At 70.7% G+C, this 1,689-nt stretch carries 2 protein-coding genes and 1 riboswitch; both genes read right to left on the bottom strand.

What is annotated here, in order from left to right:
• The coding region (locus DSP71_RS06585) for an energy-coupling factor ABC transporter ATP-binding protein (protein ID WP_396652045.1) at nt 1-879 on the bottom strand (879 nt) is incomplete at its 3' end.
• A 2-nt stretch (nt 880-881) separates the two neighbouring features.
• Nucleotides 882-1,538, bottom strand: a complete 657-nt coding sequence (locus DSP71_RS06580; protein WP_046747499.1) for an ECF transporter S component — start codon at nt 1,536-1,538, stop codon at nt 882-884.
• Nucleotides 1,531-1,640: riboswitch (TPP riboswitch) on the bottom strand. Its footprint overlaps the gene before it by 8 nt.
• Nucleotides 1,641-1,689 lie beyond the last annotated feature (49 nt).

Raw genomic sequence — 1,689 nt, 5'->3', positions numbered from 1 at the left:
GTTCCCCCGCGGCACGCGCAGGTCGAGCCCGCGCTGCACCGGCGCTCCGTGCTCCCGTCCGATCGTCAGGGCGGACGCGATGAGCGCGTCCGGTGCCGACACCTGCTCCAGCACGGGCAGGTCGATCCCCCGGTCGGGCACCCACACCCCGGCGTCCGCCAGCACATCGCCGTATGCCGCGAACACCTGGGCCGGTTCCCCGTCGGCGAGCAGTCCGCCGTCGGCCGCGAGCACGATCACCCGCGTCATCAGATCGACCCAGATCGGTGTGCGGTGCTCGACGACGATCAGCGTCGCACCGGTGGAGGCGACGGCATGTTCGACGCTCGCCCGCACCTCGCGCACACCCTCGGGGTCGAGGTTCGCCGTCGGCTCGTCGAGCAGCAGCAGCCCTGGGCGCATCGCGAGCACACCGGCGAGCACCAGTCGCTGCTTCTGTCCGCCCGACAGGGCCTTCGTGGGGCGTTGCAGCGGCACATCGAGCCCGACGGCATCCAGCGCCTCCGCGACGCGACCGGGGATCTCGGATGCGGGCACACCGAGGTTCTCGCACCCGAACGCCACGTCGTCGCCGACCTTCGACAGCACGATCCCCGCATCGGGGTCCTGCAGGACGAGGCCCACCTGACCGTGCCGGGATTCGGGGGCGGCACCGTCGATGTGCAGCGACCCGGTTCGCACCCCTTCGTCGTCGCCGCCGAGGACCCCGGCCAGGCCCGCGAGCAGCGTCGACTTCCCGGCACCGGAGGCGCCGAGCAGCAGCACCCGCTCACCCGGTTCGATCGAGAACGAGACGTCCTCGACGGCGGGGAGCTTCCGACCGGCGTACCGCCAGCCCCAGCCCGCAGCCTGCACGCGGGCCGGGGCGGCGATGGTCACGGTCAGACCTCGCGCACGTGCTCTCGCCCGACGGCGAAGCGGTTCAGTGCACCGGTGACGGCCAAGGCGCGCACCAGCAGCCAACCGACGACACCCGCCAGGATCGCCCCGGAGACGACAACGCTGACCAGGTAGATCGTGTTGAACTCGACGGACTTCAGGATGTTGGGTGAGCTGCCGTAGAACAGCTCGAACACCCAGGCAGCCACCGCTGCACCGACACCGGCGAGCGCGGCGACCGCGATCCCGAAGCGCCGGTAGAAGAACAGGGCGAAGATGATCTCCGCGCCGAGTCCCTGCACGATGCCGGACAGCACGGTCGAGACGCCCCACACGTTTCCGATCAGCATCGACACGATCGCTGCGACGAGCTCGACGACCAGCGCCGCACCGGGCTTGCGGATGACGAGGCCGCCGACGACGCCGCCCAGCAGCCAGATGCCGACGGCGATACCGCCCAGTCCCGGCGTCAGAGCATCGGCCGCACCGAACCAGGCGTAGCCGATCGTGTTCCATCCCCAGAACACGAGGCCGATCGCGACGCCGAGGACGGCGGCAACGACGATGTCGACGACGCGCCAGCGCCAGATCGATGTGCGGTGCGGATCCTGTGCGGCGGCGGATGCCTGCTGCGTGGATGCGGACGTGGGCGTACTCATCTGAACTCCTCCCTGCGCTGGCATGACCCAGATCAGGTTCGACGGTCGAAGCGCGATTCGCTCCCTCTCAGCCCGGCTCGCCGGACTCCCGTGGTTGTGCTGACGATCCTACCGTCGGCGACACCCCCGTGGCGACAGGGCCCGGCGCCGC

The organism is Microbacterium sp. H6, assembly GCF_003314775.1.
GTDB lineage: Bacteria > Actinomycetota > Actinomycetes > Actinomycetales > Microbacteriaceae > Microbacterium > Microbacterium oxydans.
Note: the sequence above shows the minus strand (reverse complement) of the source record. Positions and strands in the feature narration are given on the sequence as shown.